We start from the raw sequence: 24280 nt of genomic DNA on the forward strand, positions 1-24280 counted from the left end.
CTACCTCCCCGCCTCGACGAGCTTCGCCTTGAAGGCGTCCTTCGTCATGCCCGTCTGCTGCGCCCCGACATCCTGCACGTCGAGCCCGAAGATGCCCGCGAACTTCGCGAGGTAGTAGATGTTGCCGCCCGCCGCGATCAGTTCCAGCACGTTTCGGTGCGCGACCGCCGCGCGCTGCTCGGGCGAGAGCCCGAACTTCGCGCAGTACGCGTCCTCGTCCCGCTTGAACGCCTCGCGGTTCTCCGCCGAGTTGAACGAGTAGCACATGGCGTTCAGCGCGTAGCCCTTCTGAGCCATGTGCCCGTCGAAGATCGGTGTTCCCGGTATGCCGTAGTCCCGCTTGCCTGTACCCATGTCCGTCTCCTCAGGGTGTCCCGTGGTCGCGGTCCGGTCCCCATAGGGGCGCCGCCCTCCGCGATCGGTCCAGTCTGCGTTTCGCCCGGGCCGCCGGCCTTGCTCCGCGTCAACCGATCGCCAAGCCCCTCCCCGTCAGGGCTGCTGCGCCAGGTCCCGCTCAAGCTTCGCCAGGGTCCGGTAGCAGGGCATCACCTGCGCGACGCTCGCGTTGGGCTCCCGACCCTCGCGGATCGCCGCCACGAACTCGCGGTCCTGCAGCTCGATGCCGTTCATCGACACGTCGACCTTCGAGACGTCGATCTTCCGGTCCTTGCCGTCGACGAGGTCGTCGTAGCGCGCGATGTACGTCCCGGTGTCGCCGATGTAGCGGAAGAAGGTCCCGAGCGGCCCGTCGTTGTTGAACGACAGCGACAGCGTGCAGATCGCGCCGGTCGAGCTCTTCAACTGGATCGACATGTCCATCGCGATGCCCAGTTCCGGGTGCATCGGACCCTGGACCGCATGCGCGGTGATCACCTCGCCGCGCGCCTGCCAGGCGAACAGGTCCACGGTGTGCGCCGCGTGGTGCCACAGCAGGTGGTCGGTCCAGGAGCGCGGCTGGCCGAGCGCGTTGATGTTCCGGCGCCGGAAGAAGTAGGTCTGCACGTCCATCTGCTGGAGGTGGAACTCGCCGGCGAGGATCCTCCGCCGCACCCACTGGTGGCTCGGATTGAACCGCCTCGTGTGCCCCACCATCGCGACCTTGCCCGACGCGCGCTGGGCGGCGAGCACGGCTTGTGCGCCGGCGAGCGAGTCGGCGAGCGGAATCTCGACCTGCACGTGCTTTCCCGCCTCGAGGCAGGCGATCGACTGGCTCGCGTGCATCGGCGTCGGCGTCGCGAGGATCACGGCGTCGACGTCGCTTCGCGCGAGGCTCTCGGCGAGGTCCGTGGCGACGTGGCCGATGCCGAAGCGGCGCGCGACTTCCGCGGTCGGCTCGCGCGTGCGGCCGACGAGCGAGGTCACCTGCACGCCGTCGATCCTGGCCAGCGCTTCGAGATGCTTGATGCCGAACGCGCCGGCGCCGGCGAGGCAGAGCTTCATGACGGGTTCTCGAGGATGATGTGCCCGACCGCGGTGTTCGACGCGGGGACGTGGTAGAAGCGGTAGACCTCGCGCGCCCGCTCGTCGAGCGCGCCGCGCATGACGAGCCACATGACGAGTTCGATGCCTTCCGAGCCCGCCTCGCGCACGTACTCGACGTGCGGCTTTCGCACCAGCGATTGCGGGTCGCGCGTGAGCGCATCGAGGAACGCGGTGTCGAACACGCGGTTGATGAGGCCGGCGCGCGGACCCTGCAACTGGTGCGACATGCCCCCGGTGCCCCACACCATCACGTTCAGGTCCCGGTCGAACGATTCGACCGCCTTGCGGATCGCGCGGCCGAGGTTCCAGCAGCGGCGTCCGGTCGGCGGCGGATACTGGACGACGTTCACGGCCAGCGGAATCACCTTCACCGGCCACGCCGCCGGCTGTCCGAACATCAGCGACAGCGGGACCGTGAGCCCGTGGTCGACGTCCATCCGGTTGACGATCGTCATGTCGAACTCGTCGAGGATCGTCGACTGCGCGATGTGCCAGGCGAGTTCCGGATGGCCCCGCACGACCGGCACCGGCCGCGGGCCCCAGCCCTCGTCGGCCGGGGCGAACGACTCGGCGCAGCCGATCGCGAAGGTCGGAATGATCTCGAGCGAGAACGCCGACGCGTGGTCGTTGTAGACCAGCACGACGACGTCGGGCCGGTGCCCGGCGATCCAGCGCTTGGAGAACTCGTAGCCCGCGAACACCGGCTGCCAGTACGGCTCGCCCGTCTTGCCGAGGTCGATCGCCGCGCCCACCGCGGGGATGTGCGAGGTCGTGACGCCGGCGGTGATGCGCGCCATCGCTATCGCGCCGGATCCGACTTGCTGCGGTTGCCCGAAGGCGAACGTCCGCCGGCGACCATCATGGCCTTGTACTCGTCCTCAGGCATCCCGGTCATCTTCGAGGCGAGGTTCTGGAACGAGAAGCCGTCGGTCGCGCCGATCTTCGCGAGGAAGTAGATGTTGCCGCCGAGCGCGATCATCCGGTTGTAATCGCGGTCGATCACCGCCTGCCGCTGCTCGCCGGTCATCGGGAAGCGCTCGAGATAGGCGCGCTCGTCCGCCTTGAACGCCTTCCGGTTCGCGTCCTTCATCAGCGACATGCAGAACATGTTGAGGTGGTAGCCCAGCCGCGACTGCGTCGCGTCGAACACCGTCGTGCCGGGAATGTCCCTGAACGCTTCGTTGTATTTCATGTCGGGCGCGCGTCGTTCCAGTAGAGTCGCATCGGGTTGTCGACGAGGAGCGCGCGCTGCAGTTCGGGCGTCGGCGCGATGCGCGGGACGTAGTCGACGAGCTTCCCGTCGTCGGGCATGTGCGACTTCATGTTCGGGTGCGGCCAGTCGGTGCCCCAGAGCACGCGGTCGGGGAAGGTTTCGACGAGGTGCCGCGCGAACGGCACCACGTCGTCGTAGCCGGGTGGCCCCGACACCGACAGGCGTTCCGGACAGCTCACCTTCGACCAGACGTTGGGGTGCTCGCGCATGAGCGTCACGAAACGCTGGAATTCCGGGCCGTCGACGGGCTTCCCCGCATCCGGCCGGCCCATGTGGTCGACGACGACGACCGTCGGCAGCGCGGTGAAGAAATCCCGCAGCTCGGGCAGGTCCTTCGCCTCGAAGTAGACGACGACGTGCCAGCCCAGCGGCGCGATGCGATGCGCGATCTCGACGAGCACCTCGCGCGGCGTGAAGTCGACCAGCCGGCGCACGAAGTTGAAGCGCGTGCCGCGCACGCCCGCCTCGTGCATCGCCCGCAGTTCCGCGTCGCTCACGCCCCGCGCGACCGACGCGACACCGCGCGCCCGGCCCTGCGAGTGCAGCAGGGCATCGACCAGCGCGCGGTTGTCGTTGCCGTGGCAGGTGGCCTGCACGACCACGTTGCGCTCGAACCCGAGGAAGTCGCGCAGCGCGTAGAGCTTCTCCTTCGGCGCGTCGCAGGGCGTGTACTTGCGCTCCGGCGCCCAGGGAAACACGTCGCCCGGCCCGAACACGTGACAGTGCGCGTCTACCGCGCCCGGCGGCGGCCGGAAGCGCGGCTTCGACGGATTCGGGTCGAACGGGATCCAATCGGCGTCCATCTGCTGCCCGGTCGTGCGCGGGGTCGCCGCTGAACCTTGCGCGGCTTCTGCTGCCGGCCCGCGGACCTCGCCCGTGCGCGCGGTCATGTCAGTCGACATATTTGAGGCCGGCCTTCGCCAGCGGCTCGCGCATGCCGTAGAGGTCGAGCCCGAGTTCGCCCGCCGCGAGGCGCGCACGCTTGGCCTCCTCGTTCTGCTCGCGCGCCTGTGCCGCGTCCGCGACGGCCGTGGCGCGCTCGCGCGGCACGACCACCACGCCGTCGTCGTCTGCCACGACCACGTCGCCCGGATTCACCAGCATCCCCGCGCAGACGACGGGCACGTTGACCGACCCGACGGTCGCCTTGACCGTACCCTTCGCGTGGATCGCCTTCGACCACACCGGGAACTTCATCGCCGACAGCACGGCCGCGTCGCGCACGCCGGCATCGATGACGAGACCGCGGCAGCCGCGCGCCCGGTACGAGGTCGCGAGGAGATCGCCGAACATGCCGTCGTCGTTGTCGGTCGTGACCGCGACCACGCAGACGTCGCCCGGTCGCAGCAACTCCGCGGCGACGTGCAGCATCCAGTTGTCGCCGGGGTGCGCGAGCACGGTGACGGCAGTCCCCGCCACCGCCGCGCCCGGCCAGACCGGACGCAGGTACGGCTTCATGAGGCCGGTGCGGCCCTGGGCCTCGTGCACGGTCGCCACCCCGGCACGCGCGAGGCGATCGACCGCGCCCGCGTCGGCGCGCGCGATGGTGCGCACCGCCACGCCCAGCCTGCCGAACTCGCTCATGCCCTCTCCTTCATGGTTGCGCCGCCCGGAACACGGCCCTCGCGGCGCCACGAACCGCGGGCGCGGCCCGCGATCCTGTCGTTCCGGACAGTGTGCCCCCCGGGCCATCGGTTGAAAAGCGCTATGCCGGCACTATCAGTTATGCCGGATCGGCATGCCAAGCGTCTCGACCGTGCGGGACGGCTACGCGGGCTCCATCCCGCGGCGGCGCTTGGCGACGTCCGCCGAAGGCGAGGCCAGGTAGGCGAGCAGCGCGCGCCCCGCGTCCGGCCGTGCCGAGGTCGCCGTCACTGCGCCGGAGAAGGTCGTGACGATCTGGATCGGATCGGGCAGCGGTCCGAGCACGTCGATGCCCGGGAGGTCCCGGAGTTCGGAGAGCTGCTGGAACCCGAGATCCACGTCGCCGCGCGCCACCAGCGTGCCGACCGGAACACCGGGCGGCGCCTGCACGATCCGCTCGGCGATCGCACCGGCGATGCCCCAGCGCTCGAACAGCTTCGCGAGCCTCACTCCGCTCGGTCCGGTCGAATAGCCGATCGCGCGGGCGTCCAGGACCGCGCGCCGCACGTCGTCCTCGGTGGCGATGGACGGCCGCGGCCCGCCGGCGCGCACCGCGATCGCCACGCCGGAGCGCACGAGATCGACGCGACTGCCCGGGACGAGCCGGCCCTCGCGAGCGAGTTCCCCGATCGCATCGGACGCGAGGATCGCCACGTCGAACGCCTCGCCCGCGCGCAGCCGCTTCGCCGCGTCGACGCCGCCCATCGCCGACAAGGCCGCCGGCTGGCCCGCGCGGCTCTCGTACGCGGCGAGGAGCTCGGCGAGCACCTGCCGGGTGGCCATCGACGAGACGATCGCGAGCGGAGCGTTCATGGCGTGGGCGTGGCTCCCAGTGTGCGCCGGCGCCGCCCCCGCGGACAGGCGCATGGGTAGACTAACAGCTATGCCGTCCCGGCATCGGATCATGGACCTGAAGCAGCTCGAATACTTCGTCGCCGTCGTCGACCTCGGCACCTTCACCGGAGCGTCGCGGATGCTCGGTGTCGCGCAGCCCGCGATCAGCCGGCAGGTGCGCTCGCTCGAAGTCGAGTTGCGCCAGAACCTGCTGCTGCGCAACGGCCGCGGCGCGACGCCCACCGAGGCGGGCAAGCGCCTGCTGGTGCACGCCCGGAGCATCCTGCAGCAGGTCGAGCGCGCGCGCCGCGAGGTCGACGACGTCAAGGGGGCGCCGGTCGGGCAGGTCGTGCTGGGACTGCCGCCGACCCTCGCACGCGCGCACACCGCGCAGATCGTGCGCGAGTTCCGCCGCCTCTATCCGAAAGCGTCGATCAGCATCGTCGAGGGACTGTCGGTCCACATCCTCGAATGGGTCGCGGTCGGCCGCGTCGACGTGGGCGTGCCCTACAACCCGGCCCCCTCGCCCGCGATCGCGTTGACGCCGCTGATCGAGGAGCCGCTGTGCCTCGTCAGCCGGCGCACGACGCGGCGCGTTGCGGCCACGGTGAAGCTCCGCGAACTCCCCGACTATCCGCTCGTCATTCCGAGCCGTCCACACACGATCCGGGCGCTGGTCGAGTCGCGGCTCGCGTCGATCGGCGCGAGGCCGCAGGTCGTGCTCGAGGTCGACGCCGTCGGTGCGATCCTCGAACTCGTCGCCGAAGGCCAGGGCCACGCGATCCTGTCGCGGCGGGCGGCGAGCACGGCCGAGGTCGCGCACAAGCTCGTCGCGCGTCCGATCGTGCGTCCCGCGCTGACGAGTTCGCTCGCCATCGCCGTCTCGTCGCAGCGACCGGCGACGCCGGTCCAGGAGGCCGCGGTGGCCATGGTGACCGAACTCGTGTCGGCGGCCCTGTCCCGGAACGACCCGCCGCGTCGCGCCCACCGCTGACGTGCGCGATCGCCGCATCGTCGTCGCGCGCCGCTGGACCGGACTGGGCGATTGCCTCGTGTCGCTGCTCGCGGCGCATCGCTACGCGAAGGCGACGAATCGCGCTCTGGTGATCGACTGGCGTTTCACCGCGTATGCTCCCAGCGACAACCTGTTCGCGCTCGCCTTCACCGCACCCATGGTCTGGGACGGCGTGGCGACCGAAGTCGTCGATGCCGGACGGGGATTCGAGATCTCCGGGCCGACCTGGCCGATCGGATGGACCGGCGCGATGCTCGCCGACGCGCCGGTCGCGGGCGAGCGATGCAACCACGCGCAGGTCGTCGAACGGATCGCTTCCGGCGCCGACGTCGCCGCCCCGGTCGTCGTGTTCGACGGCTGCATCGCGCCGCTCGCCCCAGACGCCCCCACCAGCAGGCGCCTCCTGTCCTCGCTTCGCGTGCGCGACGACGTGCGCGACGCGGTCGAACGGTTCGTGCGCGAGCGATTCGCCGGACGCCCGACGGTCGGCGTCCACGTGCGGCACGGCAACGGCGGCGACATCGGGACGCACGCACCGTACTGGCACCGACCCGGTCAGACGCTCCTCGCCATCGCCGACGACGTGCGAGCGGCAGTGGCGGCGCTCGCGCAAGAGAGCGACACGCCGCCCGTCGTGTTCCTGAGCACCGACAGCGGCGAGATCGATGCAATGCTCAGGCGCGTGCTGCCCGGCGTCGTGACCTGGCCGAAGCGCTTCCGCCCGGCGGGCGCGGGCGAACTCCACCTCGGCTCCAACGCGGTCGAGGGCTTCGTCGACGCGCTCGTCGACATGCTGCTCTTGGGCGAGGTCGACCGCCTCGTCCGGTTCCCGCCGGGGAGCGCCTTCTCGTTCTGGGGCTTCGTGATGTCGGGACGGCGTGAGCATCGCGGGTCCGGCCCGCGAAGCTGACGCATCACCGTCCACGGGGCGGGCCGCGCATCCGTCGTATATTCGGGGGGCGCGACGACGCGCCGACGATTCGCCTCTCACGACCCGGACGCCATGGCCACGAACGAGACCCCCACGCCCTCCCTGCCGACCTCGCCCGCGACCGCGGAATTCAACGGACCGATCGTCATCGTCGGCTTCGGCTCGATCGGCAAGGGCGCGCTGCCGCTGATCCTGCGGCACATCAACTCGCCGCGCAAGAAGATCGTCGTGATCGACCCCGACGACAGCGCGCGGCGGCTGGCGGAACTCGAAGGCGTGCGCTTCATCAAGTGCGCGCTGACGCCTGACAACTACCGCAAGATGCTGACGCCGCTCGCCCGCGGCGGCTTCCTCGTCAACCTGTCGGTCGACGTGTCGTCCGCAGCGCTCATCCGCCTGTGCAAGGACATCGGGACGCTCTACATCGACACCTGCATCGAACCGTGGGCCGGCGGTTACCTCGACCGGTCGAAGCCGCTCGCGATGCGCACGAACTACGCGCTGCGCGAGGAGGTCCGGGGAATCCACCGCGACGGCCCGACCGCGGTCATCGCGCACGGCGCGAATCCCGGCATGGTGAGCCACCTGTACAAGCACGCGCTGGTGCGGCTCGCCGCCGACCTCGGTCGCACCGTCGCGCCCGAGACACGCGAGGAGTGGGCCGAACTCTCGCGCGACCTGGGCGTCAAGGGCATCCACATCGCCGAGCGCGACACCCAGTGGGCCGACATCCCGAAGCAGCCGAACGAGTTCGTCAACACCTGGTCGGTCGAGGGATTCCTCTCCGAGGGGCTGCAGCCCGCCGAATTGGGCTGGGGCACGCACGAGCGCCACATCCCGCCCGAGGCCACGTTCCACGTCCACGGCTGCCGTGCGGCGATCTTCCTCACGCGACCGGGCGCGACGACGCGCGTGCGCTCCTGGACCCCGAACGCGGGCCCGATCCAGGGCTACCTGATCACGCACAACGAGTCGATCTCGATCGCCGACTACCTGACCATCGAGAAGGACGGCGAGGCGGTCTATCGCCCGACGGTCCACTACGCCTACCACCCCTGCGACGACACGATCCTGTCGCTGCACGAATTCCAGGGTCACAACCTGCGCCACCCGGAGTCGGTGCGCGTGATGAACGACGAGATCGTCGACGGCATGGACGAACTGGGCGTGCTGCTCTACGGGCATGCGAAGAACGCGTTCTGGTACGGCAGCCACCTGACGATCCACGACGCGCGCGCGCTCGCGCCCTACCAGAACGCGACCGGCCTGCAAGTCACCTCGGCCGTGGTGGCCGCGATGATCTGGGCGATCGAGAACCCGCGCCGCGGCGTCGTCGAGGCCGACGAACTCGACCACGACCGCATCCTCTCGATCCAGGAGTCCTACCTCGGCAAGCTGGTCGGCGCCTACACCGACTGGACGCCGCTCGACAACCGCGGCGATGGACTCTATCCCGAGGATCTCGATCTCGACGATCCGTGGCAGTTCCGCAACGTCATCGTCCGATAGATCGGAGCACGCGCGTCGCACGGCTCGCGCGATGAACGTTCCGAGTGCTCGCTGGCGTCCGTTCGCGCGCACGCTCGGATGCGCTGCGTGGGAGCGCGTGTCGCTCTCCGGGCCGGGCCAGCCCGCGGAGTCCGGCGCGATTCGCGGTCGAAGCCGCCCCCTTTCCTACCGGGCCGCCGTCCGCCCCGGGGGTGCGGGGCGCCCGTCCCGGCGCGCTCGTCGCCTCGATGGCCTGCGCAGCGCCACACCGGCGACGATCGCGTCCAGGACCGCGTGGAAGGCGAGGCGCGCCGTGAGGGGAACGAACGGGCGGTCCTCCCGGTGCAAGTTGACGTGGATCTGTATGTCGGCAACCTCCGAAACGGGCGAGCCCGCCGGAGCGAGGGCGATGACCCGGGCGCCGGTCGACTTCACCATCGCCGCGCTCTCGACGAGGAAACCCGTTCGTCCCGACAGCGACAGGGCCAGCATCGCATCGGCGGGCGTGAGCAGCGGGGCCGCCACCGATTGCAGGTAGGGGTCCGAATAGGCGACCGCGTTCACGCCGATGCTGGACATGCGGTGCTGGACGTCGCTGGCGATGAAGCCTGAAATGCCGAAACCGTAGATCTCCAGCCGGCGGGCCGTGGCGATCCTGTCGATCGCGCGCGTGACGGCATCGAGATCGAGATCGCGCCGCGCGTCCGCGAGGCAGCTTGCGGCCCGGTCGAACACGTTGCCTACGATGCCGGCAAGCGGATCGCGCGGTTCGAACTCGGAGCGGTCCTCGGTGCGCGACTTGGCGAGCGCGCGCACCAGCTCCAGTTTGAAATCGGGAAATCCGGCGCAGCCGACCCGCCGGCAGAACCGGATCACCGAGGGCTCGCTGACGCCAGCGAAGTTCGCCGCGTCCGTCACCGTCCAGGTCACGGTGACGTTCGGCTTGTCGAGCACGAGCTCCGCGAAGCGCCGTTCCGCGCGCGGCAGTTGCACCAAGGTCCGCCGGATGCGGTCGATCAGCGCGGAGTCTTCCGGCCACGGGGCGCCGGGTTCCATGCCGTCCATTCAGCCGCCCAGTAGCATGCCGGGACTCCGCATCCCGCGGGTGAGCGATCGGAGCAGCACACCGGTCAGCGCCACGACGGCGAAGATGATCAGGATCACCAGCACGGAATAGGCCGAGGCCTGGCCCAGCTCGACGTTGGTGATGCCCTCCAGGATCTTGACGGTGACGAGCGTCCAGTTGAGCGAGACGAGGAACACAGTCGCGCTGATCGCCGTCATGGCCCGGATGAACAGCACCGTCATCCCGGCCGCGAAGGCCGGCAGGACGAGGGGCGTCACGACCCGCCGGAAGGTGGAAAACGGCCCGGCGCCGAGACTGGCCGAGGCCTCCTCGATCGCCGGATCGACCTGTTGCAGCAGCGCGATCGTCGTCCGCGTGCCGACCAGGCTGTAACGAAAGACGTAGCAGATCACCAGGATCGCCGCACCTCCGGTCAGCACCAGCGGCGGACGGCTGAAGGTGATCAGGAAGGCGATTCCGACGATGGTGCCCGGCAGCGCGTAGTCGAGCATCGAGGTGAACTCGAGCGCCCGGCGCCCCGGGAACGAATAGCGTGCCAGCACATAGCCCAGGATCACGGCGAAGGCACTGCCGATCGGCATGCTGATGCCGGCGACAATGAGCGTGTCACGAAACACCGGCCATCCCTGGGTGAAGGCGGTGGTGTAGTGGATGAGGGTGGGCGTGTGATTGGCGCCCAGCGCCTGGACCAGCGAGGCATAGACGATGATGCCGTAGAAGACCACGACGAGCATCACCACCACGAGTGTGATCGCCCAGACCAGCGACAGCGCGCCGCTCGAGAGGGTCGTCAGCGCGCCGCCGGACGCGGCTTTGCCCGATACGCTCACGTAAGAACGTTCGCCGATCCAGTAGCGCTGCATCATGTAGATGCCGAGGGCCGGGAAGACGAGCAGCAAGGCGAGCGCAGAGCCGCCCTCGAGGTCGTACATGCCAGTGATCTGCAGATACGCTTGGGTCGGCAGGACGGGGAACTTGGTCGACGCCAGGACGAGCGGCGTCGCGAAATCGGCGAGCGAGGCCGCGGAGAGCAGCAGGAAGCTGTTGGCGAGGCCGGGCATCGCCATTGGGAGGGTCACGGTCCGGAACACGTGCCAGCGCGCCGCGCCCAGGCTGAACGCCGCGTCCTCGATGCTGCCGCTGGCGTTGGCGAGCACGCCCTTCAGCGCCAGGTAGGCGAGCGGGAAATAAGTCAGGGTCTCGGCGATCAATACCCCGTGCCAGCCGTAGATGACGAAATGTTCCAGACCGAAGACGGAATAGCTGACGAGCCCCCGCGGTCCCAGCGCCAGGATGATGGAGATTGCCACCGCGAAGGGAGGTGACACCAGGGGCAGGAGGATGACGGCGTCGATCGCGAGGCGCGCCCACCTGGCGAGGTTCCCCCGCGTCGCGAGGAGCGCCATCGCAAACCCGATCGCGGTGCCGATCCCCCCGACGAGGATCGCCAACACGATGCTGTTGCGCAGCGCGACCCAGGTGGTCCGGTGCGCGAACGTATCGCGCAGGATCCTCCCGGTGAAGCCGCCCTCGCCGTGCACCACCTGCGTGACGAGCTGCAACAGCGGAAAGAGGATGAACGAGACAACCAACACCCATAGCACGACCAGCACCGGCCCCAGCCCGGCATCGCGTGGCTTCCCGCGCCATGCCGAGCCGAGGGCCGTGGTGAGGGTGGCCATCGCGGGAGGCGCCCGGCGGGCGCCAGATCAGCGGGCCACCTCGTTGACCCATTGATCGACGAGGCGCTTGCGGTTGGCGCCGGCCCACTCCAGGTCGACCTGGTAGAGCTTCACCGCCTTCATCATCTCCGCCATCTCCGGCTCGGGCTTCGCCTGCGGATGCGCGGGCAGGACGAAGATGCTGTTGGCGACGAACAGATCCTGCATCGCGGGAGAGGCCGCCCAGTCGAGGAACCTGGCCGCCAGTTCGCGATTCTTCGCGCCCTTGATCATCGCCATACCCTCGATCCCCTCCACCACGCCCTCCTTCGGCGCGGTGATCACGACGTCATACCCCTTCTTCTTGGTCTCCAGGGCTTCCACCGTGTGCAGGAGCGCGACCGCCGCCTGCCCCATGGCGACGGGAATGGCGCCACCCGCTCCGCTCTTGGTGTAGGACTGGACGTTGGCGTTGAGTTTCTTCTGGTAGTCGAGCGCCTTGGCCTCGTCCTGGCCAAACGCGTAGTAGATCGACAGAAGGCGCGTCATGGCGGTGCCGGAGGTGCGGGCGTCGGCCGTCTGGATCTGGTTCCGATAGACCGGATTAAGCAGGTCGGCCCAGGAGGTCGGTGCGGACAGCTTCTTCTCCTTGAGAAACGCCGCGTTCGTCATGAACACGATGGTCAGGCGTGCGAAGCCGGTGTAGAACCCTTGCGGGTCCTTGTAGATGTCCGGGGTGGCCGCCCAGCCGGGACCTTTGTAGGGTTCGAGCAGCCCCGCGTTCTTGGCGGCGTGAAACGTGTCCGCCGGACCGCCGAACATCACATCGGCCTGCGGATTGCTTCGTTCCGCCTGCAGCCGGGCGAGAAGTTCACCGGCCGACTGGCGCACGAACTGGATCTCGATCCCCGTCTGCTTCGTGAACGCCTTGAAGAGCGGTGCGGAGAAGGGCTCGGGCCAGGCCGTGTAGACGCGCAGCTTCTCCTGGGCCTGTGCGGTGACGGCCGTGGTGACGAAGATCATCGCGGCGCCGGCCATGCCAAACATGGCCCGCAAGACGGTTCTTCTGCTCATGGTCTCCTCCGTTGGGGGGGTGTGCCAACATGTGGCTCACGGGACTCAACTCGATCGCGGAGCCGGTTTGATCAAATGCGCGTTGTCTGGCTTCCAGCGCAGGCCGACACGCGATCCGATGGGGAACCCCGTCCGCCGCGCGTCGTTGTAGACGACTGCCTGCAGCCGCAGGTCGCCGGCCGCCAGCGCATACTCGGCCTTCTCGCCGAGGAAGGTTCGGTCCAGTACGACGGCCTCGACCGCGCCACTCGCCTCGGCCTCGATCATGAGTGCCTCGGGCCGGACGACCAGCGTACATTCTTCGCCGACGCTCCACGGCAGCTCGCTTGCCACCGCCAAGGACCGGTCGAGAACGCGAAGGTCGACGATGCCGGGCCGCGTGCCTTCGACGCGCGCGGGAAGCGTATTGGTCTTGCCGATGAAGCGGGCGACGAATTCGGAAGCAGGCGTGCAGTAGAGATCCTCGGCCGTCCCGACCTGGGCGATCTCGCCGGCTTCCATCACCACGATCGTGTCGGAGACGGCCATCGCCTCCTCCTGGTCGTGGGTAACGTAGATCGTCGTGATGGCGAGATCCTTCTGGAGGCGCCGCAGCTCCTCGCGCATCTGGACACGGAGCTTGGCATCGAGGTTCGACAGCGGCTCATCGAACAACAGGACCCTGGGGCGCATCACCACCGCGCGCGCCACCGCTACACGCTGCTGCTCACCGCCGGACAGCTGCGCCGGATGGCGAGTCTCGTAGCCGGGAAGGCCGACCGTCTCCAGCGTGGCCGCGACGCGCGCGCCGATCTCGCGCTCCGCCATCTTCTGGACGCGCAGCGCATAGGCAACGTTCTCGAAGACCGTCAGGTGGGGGAAGAGCGCGTAGCTCTGGAAGACGAAGCCGATGTTGCGCCGATAGACGGGGGTGCGGCTCACGTCCTCGCCGCCGATGAGAACGCGGCCGGCGTCGGGGGATTCGAAGCCCGCGATCATCCGCAGGGTCGTGGTCTTGCCACAGCCGGACGGCCCCAGCAGCGTCATGAACTCGCCCGGCTGGGCCGTGAAGTTGATGCCGTTCACGCCCGCAACCCGCCGATCGGCGCCGCGCGCAAAGCGACGCGCCAGGTCCTGCACCTCGACCGACACGCCCGGCAGCCGCGCCTCCGCCATCTGCTCCTCTTCGCCAGCCGCGGCCTTCGCAGCCCGGTGGACGAAGGGAGTCTACATCACCGGATTGAAATGTAAATGGGCTATGCCGGCCGAGCAGACCGCGCCACGAGCCTCCACAGCGACGTGACCTCCGCCGCCCGCGCGGCGTGCAGCGGATCGGCGTCGTCCGATGCCTTCGGATGGCTCGGGCGCACGTCGTCGCGTCCTGCCACGACGAGGCCGGCTTCCGCGATCCACGCGATGAGTTCGTCGCGGGTGCGCAGTCCCAGATGCTCGGCGAGGTCCGACAGCAGCAGCCAGCCTTCTCCGCCCGGAACGAGGTGCGCCGACAATCCGCGCAGGAAGCCCTTCAGCATCGCGCTGCCTTCGTCGTAGATGCCCGCCTCGATCGGAGAGGCGGGCCGCGCCGGCACCCACGGAGGATTGCAGACGACGAGCGCCGCGCGGCCCTCGGGATAGAGGTCCGCGGAAACCAGTTCGACCCGTCCGTCGAGATCGAGCCGCTGCAGGTTGTCGCTCGCGCAGGCGAGCGCGCGCGGCGAGCGCTCCGTCGCGATCACGCGCGCGAAGCCACGGCGCGCGAGGAGCGCCGCGAGCACGCCGGTGCCCGTGCCGAGGTCGAACGCGACGTCGTGCTCGCGCCGCGCATCGGGAAGTGCTGCGCGGGCGACCAGGTCGACGTACTCGCCGCGCACCGGCGCGAACACGCCGTAGTGCGGGTGGATCCGCGCACCGAGCGCGGGCACGTCGACGCCCTTCCGGCGCCACTCGTGCGCCCCGACGATCCCCAGCAGTTCGCGCAACGAGGCGACCGACGCCGAGGCGTCCGGCGCGCCCCACGCCTCGGTGCACGCGAGGCGCAGGTCCGGCGCGCGGCGCAGCGGCACGCCGTAGTCGGCGTCGATGGGGATGAGCAGCATCCCCAGCGTGCGTGCGCGCTGCGAGCGCGCCTGGCGCATCCGGTGGAAGCGTTCGGCCGGAGTCGCGCCGGATGCATCCCCGGACGCCGGGGTCGCGGATCGTGCGCCACGCGCCCTGCGCGCCGGTCGGTCGAGGCGCGAGGCCATCGCGGACAGGAGCTGGCGCGCATTCTGGAAGTCGCCGCGCCACAGGAGGCCCGTGCCCTGCGCGGCGAGGCCGTAGGCGTGATCGGCCGCCGTGCGGTCGTCTGCGACCACCACGCGCGACGGTGCAGGAGCGCCGCGCTCGGAGCGCCACCGCGCTTCGTGCACCACGCCCTGTTCGCTCCAGGCGATCCGCGGCGCGTCGGCGCCGTCAGAGCTCGGTGTACTTGCGGGCATGGCCGCGCGCCTTGTCCACCGGATACTTCTGCGCGTTGGCGTCGAGCTTGCGGGCCGCGGCATCGATCAGGTCGATGTCGAGCACGTCGGCGAGCCGCACGAGGTAGAGCAGCACATCGGCGAGTTCCTCGGCGGCGGCGGCACGCGCCTTCGGATCGGGCGCGCGGCTCTCGGCCTCGGTCATCCACTGGAACACCTCGAGCAACTCCCCACACTCGCCCGCGAGCGCCATCGCGAGGTTCTTCGGCGAGTGGAAGGTCTCCCACTCGCGCTCGGCGGCGAACGCGCGCAGCCGCACGCGCAGAGGTTCGAGGTCACGCATCGGTGCGATGCCTCCTCGTCGTCCGACCCGGCTCGAGCCCGCGCGCGCGGCGCATCAGAAGCGCTCATCCGGACGCAGGTAGCGCCATTGCCCCACCGGCAGCGATCCCAGCACGACGCTGCCGGTGCGCACGCGCTTGAGCCCCACGACTTCCAGCCCCACGAGTTCGCACATGCGCCGGATCTGGCGCTTGCGGCCTTCGCGCAGCACGAAGCGAAGCTGATCCTCGTTCTGCCACGACACTTTCGCGGGCTTCAACCGCACGCCGTCGAGTTCGAGCCCATGTCCGAGCCGCCGCAAGCCCTCGGCCGACAACTTGCCCTCGACGCGCACCAGGTACTCCTTCTCGACCTCGGAATCGCGGCCGACCAGCCGCTTCGCGATGCGGCCGTCCTGCGTGAACACGAGGAGCCCGGTGGAGTCGATATCGAGCCGTCCCGCGGGCGCGAGCCCGCGCAGGTGCTGCGGGCGGAACGACAGCGGCGCGCGATCGCCGGTCCAGCGATTCTCCTGCGTGATCAGCACCGACGCGGGGCGATAGCCGTCCTCCGCCTGCCCCGAGACGTAGCCGATCGGCTTGTTGAGCAGGATCGTGACGCGCTCGGCCTGCTCGCGCGACGCCGCACGCTCGATCGTGATCTGCGCGCTCGCCGGCACCCGCGTCCCCAGCGTGTCGACCACCGCGCCGTCGACGCGCACCCAGCCGTTCCGGATCCACTCGTCGGCTTCGCGGCGCGAACACAGGCCGAGTTCGCTCATCCGTTTCGACAGGCGGGGGTCGTCCGATTCCGCCTTCACCACGACCGGACGCGGTGGCGGGCGGCCGCCAGGCTTCGCGACTCGTGCGCCTTCGCGGGCAGGCGGCGCCCCGCCCCTGCGGCGGTCGCGGTGCCTGCGCCGCGGGCTGTCCGGTGCGTTGGCCGGGACCTCCCGAGGACGCCGGCGAGCGACCGGCGGTGTGGGCGTGGACGTCGCTGCGGCGCTTCCCCTGTCGTGCGCGGTCGCGGGCGGTGCCGTGCCCGCGGACGCCTTCGCCGCACGATCGGGCGGCGAACCGGCAGACGTCGCGGGATCCGCGGTGGACCGTCGCACCCCGCGCATCGCTCGGATCGCCCGCGAGGTGGGCTCGCGCGGCGTCGCCGGTGCCGGGAGCGCCTTGTTGAGTTTCAGCGTCGGACGCGCCATGTCATCGAGTCGATTCAGGTGTCGTGCGCGAAGCGCTGGAAACGTGGAGTCTAGCGCGAAGCCGTCGCCGCCCGCGGGTCCGCGCCGGTGGCACAATGTCCCGATGGGACGCGGGCTCTTCGGTGCGATCGCCGTGGCGGTCGGAGTGCTGATCGGCATTCTGCTGGGCGATCCCTATTTCGGCTGGGTGACCGCGCGCGTCATCGGTGAGCAGACCGTCTGGTTCCAGAACGCGGACGGGTCACGGACCACGAAGGTATCGGGCCCCGCCGTCACGCTGCCCGACTGGATTCCGGTGATGCCCGGAGCGCTTCGCATCACCGCTTCGCGAGTGGTGGACGACAAGGGGCGTCCGTCGAAGGCCGGCAGCCTCGAACTCCTGAGCCACGAGGACGTTGCGCCGATCGTCGCGTTCTACGCGAAGGAGTTCGCCGCGCGCGGCTTCACGGTTGCGCCCCAACGTCCGCAGGGCGAGGCGGACTTCGGTCGCCTGATGAACGCCGTGGAAGGCGAGGTACGCGCCGCCAATCCGTCCCTCGGCGTCGAAGCGCGCGTGGTCGTGCGCAGCCGGCAGGGCATCCTGCTCGCGCCCCGGCTCGTCGAAGTGCAATGGTTCGATCGTCAGGGCGCCGGGTCGTGACCGCGGCTGCGACCTGAATCGACCTTGATCGACGCGCCGGTCGCACAGATCCTGCGGCCAGTCTGCGAGCGGATCGCGATCCTCGGGCGCGCACGCTCGCCGGACTTCGCGCAGCGATTCGCGCCGGCGGCCAGCGGCATGGGGGCAACTCCGGAAGTCTTGGGGGAAGTTGCCCCCAATGTTGCCCCCAGTTGCCCCGGATGCAACCGGCCGATTCTGGCCTGCTCCGGACTACGCTGGGGCGGTTTCCCCTATGAATCTTGGCGGGAGTCCGGACTCCGCAATCTGCGGACACATTGGTTCATTGGACTCCTCTACTTCTTGCCTTCCATGCTGCTTGCGATGATTAGGGCGCCAATGATGATGGCGACACTCACCGGCAACGCGGCAATGCCTTTGAACAAGAGCACGAATATGGCGATGACGACGCCAGCACCTAGTTCACTGAAACGGAAAAATCGGCGTGATATCGACGTCTGGAATTGTCGTACTTCCACTTGATGGGCCGAGCGTCCTTGTTGTACTGGCGGATGAATCGCATGATTTTCTTGTCGAGATCCTTGACGCTGGTGAACACGCCACGGGTGATGACACTGCGCTGGATGCGCGAGAACCAGTTCTCGACCTGGTTGAGCCACGACGAGTAGGTGGGCGTGTAGTGCATCTGCACATTCGGGTTGGCCTGCAGGAACGCACGCACCCGCTCGGTCTTGTGGCTGCTGACGTTATCGCAGATCACATGGATTTCCCGGTCGGCCGGTTGCGAAGCCTTGATCTCTTCGAGAAAGGTGACGAACTGCTCGCTGGTGTGGCGGGCGGCGGTCTTGCTGATCACCTCGCCGGTGCGGGTATTCAAGGCAGCGAACAGACTCAGCGTCCCATTGCGCTTGTACTCGAAGCCGTGACTCTCGGCGCGCCCCGGGGAGAGCGGCAGCATCCGGTCCTTGCGGTCGAGGGCCTGGATCGCCGTCTTCTCGTCGACGCTGAACACCGCCGCGTGCTCGGGCGGGTTGAGGTACAGGCCGATCACGTCGGCCGCCTTGGTCTCGAAATCCGGATCGTTGGACATCATGGCGGCGCAGCCGATGCGGACGCAGACCGTGCTTCTGCCAGATGCGCTGCACGCTCATGAAGCTGATGTCGCCCAACTCGGCCGCGAGCTTGCGGTTGCTCCAGTGCGTCGAGCCGTCGCGCGGCGTGCGCTTGAGGGTGTAGTTGAGCACTCGCGCCTCGATCTTCTCGGCCGGCTGGCGCGGCGCGCGTCCCGGGTAGTACGACACCAGTCCCGGCAACCCCTGTTCGGCATAGGCACGGGTCCAGCGGGTAATGAAGCCGTCGTTGCACGCCAGTTTGTCGCGGATGTCCACCCGTCGCTCTCCCGCCGACCACAACAAGATGCAGCGCGCCCGACGCACCACCGCCGCACTGCCGTGGCGCGAGCGCGTCAAAGATTGCAAATCCGCCCGATGTTCTTCGCTCAAAGTGATTCGTTCCATACCCCATCATGTGGGGACAATACATCCGATTTCAATGATTCAATGAACTAATACGAACGTGTTAAGTAATGTTGCAAAGTCGTTGGAGCTTGCGTGGCGTCCAGGCGTCGGTGGTGCGTTGTGCCGTAGCCCAGATGTCGTCGAGAGTGGCAAACCAGCAGTTGGTCGTCGCCTCGTGGCGAATCCGGCGCCAGATGCGCTCCTGCATGTTCAGGGCCGGTTGGTACGGCGGAAGGTATTGCAGTTGCAGGCGCGGGTGAGTGCGCAGGAACTCGCGGACCGGTTCCCCCTTGTGCCAGCCAGCGCCATCCACGTACAACGTGATGCGGCGCTGCCGCAAGCGACGATGGAGATCACGCAATACGTCGAGGAATCCCTCGCGATTGCCGTGTTCGGTGCGGATCATGCCGTGGCGACCGAGCAACGGCGCCACCCATCCGGAAAGGTTGAGACGGGTGTGATGCTGGCTGGTGGTGGGAACGCGCAATCGTTCTCCGCGCCGAGCCCAGCCGAAGCCCAGGCGTGGGTGCAAGGTGAAGCCGGTCTCGTCCTGGAACACGATGGTCTCGTCGGGTTCAAGGCGCTGCAGTTTTTTTTCAGAGCCCGCTGGAAACGTTGTGCGTCTTCGGCGTGGGCTTGTAAGTAGGCGTGGCTGGCGCGCTTCATGCTGTAGCCGAGTTGATGCATCCAGATCTGCGCCTGCCGCACCTTCAGCGCGATGCCGAAGCGTCGCCTCAGGTGGGTCACCAACGTCGGCCCGTCCCATTGCAGTCGGTTCAGCCCGAACTCTTGGGGCGAACGCTCCAGATGAGTTTCCAACTCGCGGCGCACGTCGGCGGTCAGTGCGGCGGGGCGGCCGGGCTTCGGTCGGGGCACCAAGCTCCGCGGCCCTTGTTCATTGACCGCATGAATCCACCGCGACAGGCTCATTCGGGTCAGTCCGAGAACTTCGGCGATCCAGCTGGGGCGTTGTCCCTCCATAACCAGTAGCAGCGCCGCCACCTTCATGCCGATCCAAGCTCCCGGTACCTGCTCGACCAACGCCAGCAACTCCTGCCGCGCCTTAGGACTCTCGACATTCAGACTTGGAGGCCGCATGCCTACGCTCCCAAAGAACCGACGTCTCGGCAGTGTACCCCCGCTCAGTCACATTCGTCACTTTATTTAATGCGTTCGTATTAGCAGCCAGCGCAGCGGGTCCCAGGCGAGCGCGACGCCGGCAAATAACGATAACCATGCTGCGGTCGTCCCATTCTTTGTGTGCGGCTCGTCCATCGCAAGGTACCAAGCCAAGCCGAACGCAATCACCGCAAGCACATAGCGCGTGCTACGACGTGCGAGCAGCCGTCCAAGCCTGGCGCGGTATCCGCGGACGCCGCCGCCCTCCAACGCGTCAGCCACGCGATTGGTCTGTAGCGGCTTCTCGTCGAGTTTCGTGTAGTAGGCCTTCGCGGCAAGCGCTTGCTTCGTGAGCATTAGCTCGCGATGCTGCGTCAGGTGGTAGACGCCTGGGATGCCAAAAATGAGGTAGCACGCCGCCGGCCAAAGGTATTGGCTGCTCTCTGCTTTAGTCGCAAAGAGCGCCCATACGAAAAACGTGCCCAGCACCAGTGACGCACCGAGCCACTTGGCCGCCCGCTTGTAGCGTTCACGATTTGGGATTGGTTGCCACTCAGTCGAGTACAGGCGCTTGGTCGGACGCGCCTTCCCAAAGAGTTCGTAGCCCCACCCGACAAACAGCAACGCGAAGACAGTCACGATGACGGCATTCTCGAGGTCCAAGCCCTTTTGAATCTGACCTACGGCCATGGTGGCGAAAAGCGCGAGCCCCGGGGCAGAGCACGCGCCGAAGACCGCCCACTTTCGCCATGCCGGCACGGGGACAACCCACGTCGCGCGTGAGCCATCCGGATTGCGGAAAGCGTGAGCTTCCCTCTGTTTTTCGTCCGCCAAGGGAACGGGGTCATGCTGCCACGGCTTGCTCGTGCTGACTGCTGATCCAACCGGCCAGGAACCGCGCCGGCGAAACATAGCCGAGCGTCGAGTGCTTGCGCCTGCGGTTGTAGAACACCTCGATGTAGTCGAACAGATCGGCGATCGCCGCCTCGCGCGTCGCGTACCGGGTGCCATGCACGCGCTCGTTCTTCAAGCTGTTGAAGCTCTCGGTCGGCGCGCGTTGTCCCAGCAGTTCCCCTTGCGGCTCATCGAGCAGGTCGCGCCGAACTCGACCAGCTTGTCCTGAACACGCCGCTCGCGTATTGGCTGCCCCTATCGGAGTGATGCATCAATCCAGGCGCCGGCTTGCGGCGAAACCACGCCATCGTCAGTGCATCGACCACGATATCCGCCGTCATCCGCGGCTTGATCGACCAGCCGACCACCTCGCGGTTGAACAGATCGAGCACCACGGCCAGGCCGCAGCCAACCCTCATCGGTCCAGATGTACGTCAGATCGGCCGTCCACACCCGATTGGGCGACGCCGGCGCAAACTCCCGGGCCAGCAGGTTGTCCGCCACCGGCAGCGCGTGCCTGGAATCGGTCGTCGCCTTTGAACCGGCGCTTGCTGCCGCGCCCTCAGGTCATGCTCCCGCATCAGCCGCTCGACCCGCGCCTTGCTCACCTGGTAGCCGCGCTCCCGCAGCTCCTGATACATCCGCGGCGAGCCGTAGGCCGCCTTGTACTGCGCGTGCGCTGCGCAGCAGCGCCAGCAGTTGCCCATCGGTCAGCCGTGTGCGATCCGGCCTGCCGCCACCCTTCCAGGCCCGATACCCGCTGATGCTCACCGTCAGCGTGGTGCACATCGTCGGCAGCGGAAAGTTCTTCCGTTGCGTGTCGATCCAGGCGTACTTCACAGTGCATCTTTCGCGAAGTACGCCGTCGCTTTTTTTAGGATTTCATTCTCCATCCGCAGCCGCGCGTTCTCGGCCCGCACCCGCGAGAGCTCCATCTGCTCCGGCGTAATCGCCTTGGCTCCCGGCGGATTGAGCTTCCCCGCCTTCGCCGCCTTCACCCAGTTTCGCAGCGTCTGCTCGACCAAACCCAGGTCGCGCGCCACGACCGCGACCCCCTGGCCGCTGCGAACCCGCTTGACCGCCAGTTCCTTGAACTCCGCCGTGAACTCCTGCTTCGGTACCTTGAACATTCCCAGCCTCCATTTCGCCTATCCTATCCAAAGACCCTTGGAAGACGAAATTCGAGGGGAAGCTCAGCGTCCTCGTCGATGACGTCGATACACATCCCGGGCGGCCACTTCAAACTCCTCCACCTGTGGCCGGGTCAAATTCCTCCACCCGGTGCGGTGGGACGGGTGGAACTTTAGTGGGCTGATGCGTGCTTGGCAATGCGGCTGGCGGCCTCCTTCAGGCGCCAGCTCTTTCCTTCGAACTTGAGTAGGTGTCCGTGATGCATGAGGCGGTCGAGCAGCGGGGTGACCACGACGACATCGCCGAGTAGCTTCGGCCAGTCCTCGAGCGGCCGATTCGACGTGATGACGGTGGCGGCCTTTTCGTGGCGGCTCATCAGCACGTCGGCCAGTTCGTCGCCGGCGGTGGCCGGAAGCTTGCGCAAGAACAGGTCGTCGATGAGCAGCAGATCGGCGCTTCGCAGCTGAGCGCGCAGTTTCCGTAGTGCGCCGAGCTCGCGCGCTTCGCTGATGTCTTCGATGAGTTGATGCGCTTCGCGGTAGAGGACTTTGTAGCCGCGGTTGACGGCGAGCAGGGCGAGCGCTTTGGCCGCGTGGCTTTTGCCGGTGCCGGGCGGGCCGATGAGCAGTGCATCCTCGTGGGTGTCGATGAATTTGAGGGTGGCGAGTTCGAGCACGTCGCGTTTGGGCAGCCGCGGGTTGTAGCTCCAGTCGAAGTCCTTGAGGGCTTTGCGCTCGGTGAGCCCGGACAGCAGGTAGCGGCGATCGAGCAAGCGTGAGCGGCGGCGGTCGAGTTCGTCCTGCACGAGCCAGGAGAACGCTTCGATGAAGTCCATCTCGTGGCTGGCGACCTGCAGGGCACGAGCTTCGAGGGTGGCACGCATGCCGGACAGGCGCAGGCTGCGCAGCGCGCGTTCGAGCTCAGTGATGGACATGGCCATCGAGGTCTCCGTCGTCGTGGTGCGTCCGGGTGTGGGTTTCCCAGAACGATTGATAGTCGGTGATCGGTCGGATCTGCGGGCCTTCGACGCTCGTGGTGGCCGGCGGCGAGGCGGCGGCGGCTTGCCGGCGGTCGAGCGCGCGTTTTACCGCCGCGTAGGAGAGGCAGTCGGCGGCGAGCAGCTGCGCGCAGACTGCCTCGATGTCGGCACGGGTGTATCGGCGCGGCAGTTGCACGAGGCCGTAGATCGCGCGCTGGCCCGGGCGGCCGAGGCGGGCGAAGAGCTCGCGCGCGAAGGCTGCCGTGCGGGGGCCGATCTTGTCCATGCGCGCGAGCATTCGCGTGGTCTCGCGCGAGGGATTGAAGATGCGGTCGGTGCCCTCGAGCACGAACGCGCCTTTGCGCGTAGCCTTTGGATGGCGGCGCAACAGTTGGCCGCGGGCATCGAGGATCTCGATCGACTGGGCGAAGGCGCGCACCGTGACTTCGCCATGAGGGGCAGCGGGAAGTGCGGCGTAGTAGGAGCCTTCGACTTGCACCAGGCCGGCGTCGTCGACGGTTCGCACGCTCTGGCGGAAGAATGCGAAGCCGCTCGCCGGCAACGGCTGCAGATGCGGCTGTTCCTCGCGGAAGAGCTCGGCCACCTGCCGTTTCTTGCGGCCGTGGATACGCGGGGCGGCCCAGCGCTCCTCCCAGTGGGCGAGCCATTCGTTCTGCGCTTCGATCGACTCGAAACGGCGACCCTTGAGGGCCGTGGTCTGGGTATGTTGGATCGCGTTCTCGACCGTGCCCTTTCGATTGGGGTCTCGCACCCGGCACGGGTCGGCCACCGCCGAGTAATGGGCGAGCATCGCCGCGTACACCGGATTCAATTCCGGGGCGTAGATGTCGGGCCGGATCACGCCCTCCTTCAGGTTGTCGAGCACGACGTACTTGCAGCACCCGCCCAAGGCCCGGAAGGCTTCTTCGTGCAGGCGTGCCCAGGTCTCCTGGCTGGTCTGCCAGACCACCTTGCGGAAACTCTTGCCCGAGAACTTGAGCGTCATCACGAACAGGTACGGGCGGCGGTACTTGCCGTTGGCGTGCAACGTGGGCGCGCCCTGGCCGTAGTCGACCTGCGCTTCCTCCCCGGGCAGGAACTCGAGCACGTCGAAGCGTTCCGGTGCGCGGCGCTTGAGGCTCGCCACGAAGCGCTTCACCGAGTTGTAGGAGTGGGCGAAGCCGTGCAGTTCCACCAGGTCCTGGTAGATGCTCACGGCGTTGCGCCCGAGCTCGACCTGGGCCTCGATCCAGGCCCGGTGCGGCGCACACGCCGACAGCGTCGGCGCCGGTGGCCGGGGTGGGGGAATTTGCTCGTCCCCAGCTTCCGCGCCGGTGGCCACCCCGGAGGAATTTGCCCGCTGGTAGCGACGGATGGTCTTGCGATCCACCCCGGTGAATCGCTCGATCTCCCGCTGCGTCGCACCCTGCGCGAGCAGCGTGCGAATCGTGGTCAACAACTCCGGCTTCAAGACGTTCACTCCTTCCCCCTCACGATGGTGAGGGGCAACGGTAACGTCCCGCCGCGCGGCGCCCCGATCAGGCGCCGCTATGCTCGATCAGGTGGGGG

The 24280-nt window shown here is 68.1% G+C and carries 22 protein-coding genes and 3 pseudogenes; 4 read left to right on the top strand and 21 right to left on the bottom strand.

Annotation, left to right across the window (positions count from 1 at the left end):
- The 7 genes from HS109_14850 to HS109_14880 form a co-directional block, all read right to left on the bottom strand.
- Positions 1-354: a protocatechuate 4,5-dioxygenase subunit alpha gene (locus HS109_14850; protein ID MBE7523649.1), complete on the bottom strand. Its 354-nt coding sequence runs from the start codon at positions 352-354 to the stop codon at positions 1-3.
- A 135-nt stretch (positions 355-489) separates the two neighbouring features.
- Positions 490-1440, bottom strand: a complete 951-nt coding sequence (locus HS109_14855) for a Gfo/Idh/MocA family oxidoreductase (protein MBE7523650.1) — start codon at positions 1438-1440, stop codon at positions 490-492.
- The gene (locus HS109_14860) at positions 1437-2279 is read right to left on the bottom strand and encodes a protocatechuate 3,4-dioxygenase (protein MBE7523651.1); all 843 of its coding nucleotides are present in this window, start codon (positions 2277-2279) and stop codon (positions 1437-1439) included. The genes HS109_14855 and HS109_14860 overlap by 4 nt, the downstream gene beginning before the upstream one ends.
- A 2-nt stretch (positions 2280-2281) precedes the next feature.
- Positions 2282-2674 (bottom strand): protocatechuate 4,5-dioxygenase subunit alpha, encoded by a 393-nt coding sequence (gene ligA, locus HS109_14865; GenBank protein ID MBE7523652.1) that lies wholly within the window; start codon positions 2672-2674, stop codon positions 2282-2284.
- Positions 2671-3558 carry an amidohydrolase family protein gene (locus HS109_14870; GenBank protein ID MBE7523653.1) on the bottom strand — a complete coding sequence of 296 codons (888 nt, stop codon included), beginning with the start codon at positions 3556-3558 and terminating at the stop codon, positions 2671-2673. Before HS109_14870 ends, ligA begins: the two co-directional genes overlap by 4 nt.
- Before the next feature lie 88 nt (positions 3559-3646).
- Complete coding sequence (locus HS109_14875; protein ID MBE7523654.1) at positions 3647-4339, bottom strand: 4-carboxy-4-hydroxy-2-oxoadipate aldolase/oxaloacetate decarboxylase; 693 nt, start codon at positions 4337-4339, stop codon at positions 3647-3649.
- 183 nt (positions 4340-4522) lie between these two features.
- A complete protein-coding gene (locus HS109_14880) occupies positions 4523-5212 on the bottom strand; it encodes a substrate-binding domain-containing protein (GenBank protein ID MBE7523655.1) in 690 nt (229 codons plus the stop codon).
- Positions 5213-5303: 91 nt separating this feature from the next.
- Between HS109_14880 and HS109_14885 the strand changes: the two genes are divergently transcribed.
- The 3 genes from HS109_14885 to HS109_14895 all read left to right on the top strand — a co-directional run bounded on the left by HS109_14885 (position 5304) and on the right by HS109_14895 (position 8688).
- On the top strand, positions 5304-6227 hold the full coding sequence (locus HS109_14885; protein ID MBE7523656.1) for a LysR family transcriptional regulator: 924 nt from the start codon (positions 5304-5306) through the stop codon (positions 6225-6227).
- Between the two features lies 1 nt (position 6228).
- On the top strand, positions 6229-7158 hold the full coding sequence (locus HS109_14890) for a hypothetical protein (protein ID MBE7523657.1): 930 nt from the start codon (positions 6229-6231) through the stop codon (positions 7156-7158).
- A 93-nt stretch (positions 7159-7251) separates the two neighbouring features.
- Positions 7252-8688 (top strand): homospermidine synthase, encoded by a 1437-nt coding sequence (locus HS109_14895; protein ID MBE7523658.1) that lies wholly within the window; start codon positions 7252-7254, stop codon positions 8686-8688.
- 165 nt (positions 8689-8853) lie between these two features.
- On the opposite strand, the gene HS109_14900 is transcribed toward HS109_14895, so the two are convergent.
- The 7 genes from HS109_14900 to HS109_14930 all read right to left on the bottom strand — a co-directional run bounded on the left by HS109_14900 (position 8854) and on the right by HS109_14930 (position 16611).
- A complete protein-coding gene (locus HS109_14900; GenBank protein MBE7523659.1) occupies positions 8854-9732 on the bottom strand; it encodes a MurR/RpiR family transcriptional regulator in 879 nt (292 codons plus the stop codon).
- Positions 9733-11436 carry an iron ABC transporter permease gene (locus HS109_14905; protein MBE7523660.1) on the bottom strand — a complete coding sequence of 568 codons (1704 nt, stop codon included), beginning with the start codon at positions 11434-11436 and terminating at the stop codon, positions 9733-9735. It abuts the gene before it with no gap.
- Positions 11437-11463: 27 nt separating this feature from the next.
- The gene (locus HS109_14910; GenBank protein MBE7523661.1) at positions 11464-12438 is read right to left on the bottom strand and encodes an ABC transporter substrate-binding protein; all 975 of its coding nucleotides are present in this window, start codon (positions 12436-12438) and stop codon (positions 11464-11466) included.
- 96 nt (positions 12439-12534) lie between these two features.
- Entirely contained in the window at positions 12535-13644 is a 1110-nt protein-coding gene (locus HS109_14915) for an ABC transporter ATP-binding protein (GenBank protein MBE7523662.1), read from the bottom strand.
- 80 nt (positions 13645-13724) lie between these two features.
- Positions 13725-14945 carry a class I SAM-dependent methyltransferase gene (locus HS109_14920; GenBank protein MBE7523663.1) on the bottom strand — a complete coding sequence of 407 codons (1221 nt, stop codon included), beginning with the start codon at positions 14943-14945 and terminating at the stop codon, positions 13725-13727.
- Entirely contained in the window at positions 14920-15267 is a 348-nt protein-coding gene (locus HS109_14925) for a nucleotide pyrophosphohydrolase (GenBank protein ID MBE7523664.1), read from the bottom strand. The genes HS109_14920 and HS109_14925 overlap by 26 nt, the downstream gene beginning before the upstream one ends.
- A gap of 54 nt (positions 15268-15321) precedes the next feature.
- Positions 15322-16611, bottom strand: coding sequence for a pseudouridine synthase (locus HS109_14930; GenBank protein ID MBE7523665.1), 1290 nt, complete (start codon positions 16609-16611; stop codon positions 15322-15324).
- Here HS109_14930 and HS109_14935 point away from each other — a divergent pair.
- Complete coding sequence (locus HS109_14935) at positions 16556-17092, top strand: hypothetical protein (protein MBE7523666.1); 537 nt, start codon at positions 16556-16558, stop codon at positions 17090-17092. The two genes, HS109_14930 and HS109_14935, sit on opposite strands and share 56 nt — an antisense overlap.
- 436 nt (positions 17093-17528) lie before the next feature.
- Here the strand turns inward: HS109_14935 and HS109_14940 are convergent.
- The 7 genes and pseudogenes from HS109_14940 to HS109_14970 form a co-directional block, all read right to left on the bottom strand.
- Positions 17529-18588: pseudogene (locus tag HS109_14940) on the bottom strand (IS630 family transposase).
- Positions 18589-18649: 61 nt separating this feature from the next.
- Positions 18650-19075, bottom strand: coding sequence for a transposase (locus tag HS109_14945; protein ID MBE7523667.1), 426 nt, complete (start codon positions 19073-19075; stop codon positions 18650-18652).
- Positions 18991-19686 (bottom strand): helix-turn-helix domain-containing protein, encoded by a 696-nt coding sequence (locus tag HS109_14950; GenBank protein ID MBE7523668.1) that lies wholly within the window; start codon positions 19684-19686, stop codon positions 18991-18993. Before HS109_14950 ends, HS109_14945 begins: the two co-directional genes overlap by 85 nt.
- Before the next feature lie 66 nt (positions 19687-19752).
- Entirely contained in the window at positions 19753-20541 is a 789-nt protein-coding gene (locus HS109_14955; protein MBE7523669.1) for a hypothetical protein, read from the bottom strand.
- Between the two features lie 10 nt (positions 20542-20551).
- Positions 20552-21731, bottom strand: a pseudogene (locus HS109_14960) (IS3 family transposase).
- A 173-nt stretch (positions 21732-21904) separates the two neighbouring features.
- The gene (locus HS109_14965) at positions 21905-22672 is read right to left on the bottom strand and encodes an ATP-binding protein (protein MBE7523670.1); all 768 of its coding nucleotides are present in this window, start codon (positions 22670-22672) and stop codon (positions 21905-21907) included.
- A 214-nt stretch (positions 22673-22886) separates the two neighbouring features.
- Positions 22887-24191 (bottom strand): annotated as a pseudogene (locus HS109_14970) (IS21 family transposase).
- Positions 24192-24280 lie beyond the last annotated feature (89 nt).

This window comes from Burkholderiales bacterium (assembly GCA_015075645.1).
Classification (GTDB): domain Bacteria; phylum Pseudomonadota; class Gammaproteobacteria; order Burkholderiales; family Casimicrobiaceae; genus VBCG01.